Below are 2,589 nucleotides of genomic sequence, written 5' to 3'. Positions count from 1 at the left end.
ACCGGTCAGCCCAGCGAGGTGGTCGTCGACCTGGTCGGCGCGGGCGGCTTCGACGCCGGTGGGATCGCCGCGCTGATGGCCGGGCGGGAGGCCGCGGAGCGGACCGGGGTGCCGCTGCGGCTGACCCGGGTCCAGCCCGCGGTACGCCGTTCGCTCACCGCCGCCGGACTGGCACCGGCCCGGGACTGACCGCACCACGTACCCGCACCGCACGCACCAGGTACCCGCACAGGCGCAGGGCCGACACCCGGCTGGGTGTCGGCCCCGCTGCTCGCGTACCAGTGGTCAGTGCTCTTCGGGGTTGCCGTCGCTGTGCGGGTGCCGCCAGCGCTCGTGCGGCTTCGGCGCGTCCTCGGCGTCCTGCGGCGGGTCGCTCTGCTCGAAGCTCGGCCGGCGGACGCCCTCGGGCTCCGGCACGTCCACCGGCCGCGCGCCGGAGCGCGGCGCCGGCTGGTAGTCGGCCGCTTCGCGGGCGCCGTGCGCGCCCTCGGCGGCCGGCGACTCCGGGTCGTGGTGTTCCAACCGCAGTTCGTCGCGGTACTGCTGCGGCGGTTTCGTGGTGCGTTGCGGCAGGTCGCGGCCGAGATCGGCGACGAGCGGACCGTACTTCAGGTCGAAGGCGGGGCGCTCGGAGCGGATCCGGGGCATCCGGTCGAAGTTGCGCAGCGGCGGCGGGCAGCTGGTGGCCCACTCCAGGGAGTTGCCGAAGCCCCACGGGTCGTCCACCGTCACCATCGCCCCGTACCGCCAGGACTTCCAGGCGTTGTAGATGAAGAAGAGGGTGGACAGGCCGAGGATGAACGCGAAGACGGTGGAGATCGTGTTCAGGGTGGTGAACCCGTCGGTGGGCAGGTAGTCGGCGTACCGGCGGGGCATGCCCTCGTTGCCCAGCCAGTGGTGCACCAGGAAGGTGCCGTGGAAGCCGATGAACATGGTCCAGAAATGCGCCTTGCCGAGCCGCTCGTCGAGCAGCCGCCCGGTCATCTTCGGCCACCAGAAGTAGTAGCCGCCGAAGAGGGCGAAGACCACGGTGCCGAACACCACGTAGTGGAAGTGCGCCACCACGAAGTAGCTGTCGTGGGTGTGCCAGTCCACCGGCGGGCTGGCCAGCAGGACGCCGGTGAGCCCGCCGAGCAGGAAGGTGACCAGGAAGCCGATGGCGAACAGCATCGGCGTCTCGAAGGTGAGTTGCCCCTTCCACATGGTGCCGATCCAGTTGAAGAACTTCACGCCGGTCGGCACCGCGATCAGGTAGCTCAGGATGCTGAAGAACGGCAGCAGCACCTGACCGGTGGCGAACATGTGGTGCGCCCACACCGTCATCGACAGCACGGTGATGGCGACGGTGGCCAGCACGATCCCGGTGTAGCCGAACAGCGGCTTGCGGGAGAACACCGGAATGATCTCGGTGATGATGCCGAAGAACGGCAACGCGATGATGTAGACCTCGGGATGGCCGAAGAACCAGAACAGGTGCTGCCAGAGCATCGGGCCGCCGGTGGCCGCGTCGTACACGTGCGCGTTGAGCAACCGGTCGGCGGAGAGCGCCAGCAACGCGGCGGCCAGCAGCGGGAAGACGAGGATCACCAGCAGGCTGGTGAACAGCATGTTCCAGGTGAACAGCGGCATCCGGAACATGGTCATGCCGGGCGCGCGCAGGGTGAGGATCGTGGTGATCAGGTTGACCGCGCCGAGGATGGTGCCGAGCCCGGAGACGACCAGGCCGAGCACCCACATGTTCGCGCCCACCCCGGGGGAGTTCTCGACGCTGCTCAGCGGGGTGTAGGCGGTCCAGCCGAAGTCGGCCGAGCCCTGCGGTGTGATCAGCCCGCCGATCACCATCAGCCCGCCGAACAGGTACAACCAGTAGGCCAGCGCGTTGAGGCGGGGGAACGACACGTCCGGCGCGCCGATCTGGATCGGCACGATGTAGTTGCCGAACCCGAAGGCCGCGGGCGTGGCGAACAGCAGCAGCATCACCGCGCCGTGTGAGGTGAAGAGCTGGTTGTACTGCTCGGGGGAGAGGAACTGCATCCCCGGGCGGGCCAGCTCGGCCCGCATCATCATCGCCTCCAGGCCGGCCAGTATGTAGAAGCCGAAGGAGGTCAGCAGGTACAACAGGCCGATCTGCTTGTGGTCGGTGGTGGCCAGGAACTTGATCAAGGTGTTGCCGGGGATCGGTGTCCGTACCGCTCCCGGGAACCCCCCGAACCGGGCCGGTGCCAGGATCGCCGGGCCCCGATCGCGACCGGGTTCCGTGGTTACCCGCTTGGGCATGGCTGCTCACCCCGTCGTGACGGCAGAAAGGACGGGCGTGCCTACCCGACCCTCGCACCATGTAACCAGGCCAGAGCGGTAAATTCGGTCAGAACGCTGGTACCGGGCGCAAGCGCCTCGAACCGTCAGGTCGCCGGCAGCATCGCCCAGACGGCCTTGCCCTGGCCGGCCGGCACGCTGCCCCACCGCTGGGCCAGCTCCCGGACCAGCATCAGCCCGCGTCCGCCCTCGGCGCGCAGGTCCGTGCCGCCCGCCCGCGCCTGGGCGCTGCTGCCGTCCACCACCGCCAGGTGCAGGTACGGTCGGCGCAGG

The 2,589-nt window shown here is 69.4% G+C and carries 3 protein-coding genes; 1 reads left to right on the top strand and 2 read right to left on the bottom strand.

Going from position 1 to position 2,589, the window contains the following annotated elements; genetic code table 11:
* Positions 1–189: STAS domain-containing protein (locus KBX53_RS29200; RefSeq protein ID WP_210862825.1), on the top strand; the 189-nt coding region annotated here is incomplete at its 5' end.
* Between the two features lie 96 nt (positions 190–285).
* Here KBX53_RS29200 and ctaD read toward each other — a convergent pair.
* Both ctaD and KBX53_RS29190 read right to left on the bottom strand, forming a co-directional pair.
* The gene (gene ctaD / locus KBX53_RS29195; RefSeq protein ID WP_210862823.1) at positions 286–2,277 is read right to left on the bottom strand and encodes a cytochrome c oxidase subunit I; all 1,992 of its coding nucleotides are present in this window, start codon (positions 2,275–2,277) and stop codon (positions 286–288) included.
* A gap of 125 nt (positions 2,278–2,402) precedes the next feature.
* On the bottom strand, positions 2,403–2,589 hold a 187-nt coding region (locus KBX53_RS29190), incomplete at its 5' end, for an ATP-binding protein (protein ID WP_210862821.1).

This window comes from Micromonospora sp. M51, from assembly GCF_018070305.1.
Classification (GTDB): domain Bacteria; phylum Actinomycetota; class Actinomycetes; order Mycobacteriales; family Micromonosporaceae; genus Micromonospora; species Micromonospora parva.
The sequence above is the reverse complement of the archived record's forward strand: the minus strand, read 5'-3'. Positions and strand labels throughout refer to the sequence as shown.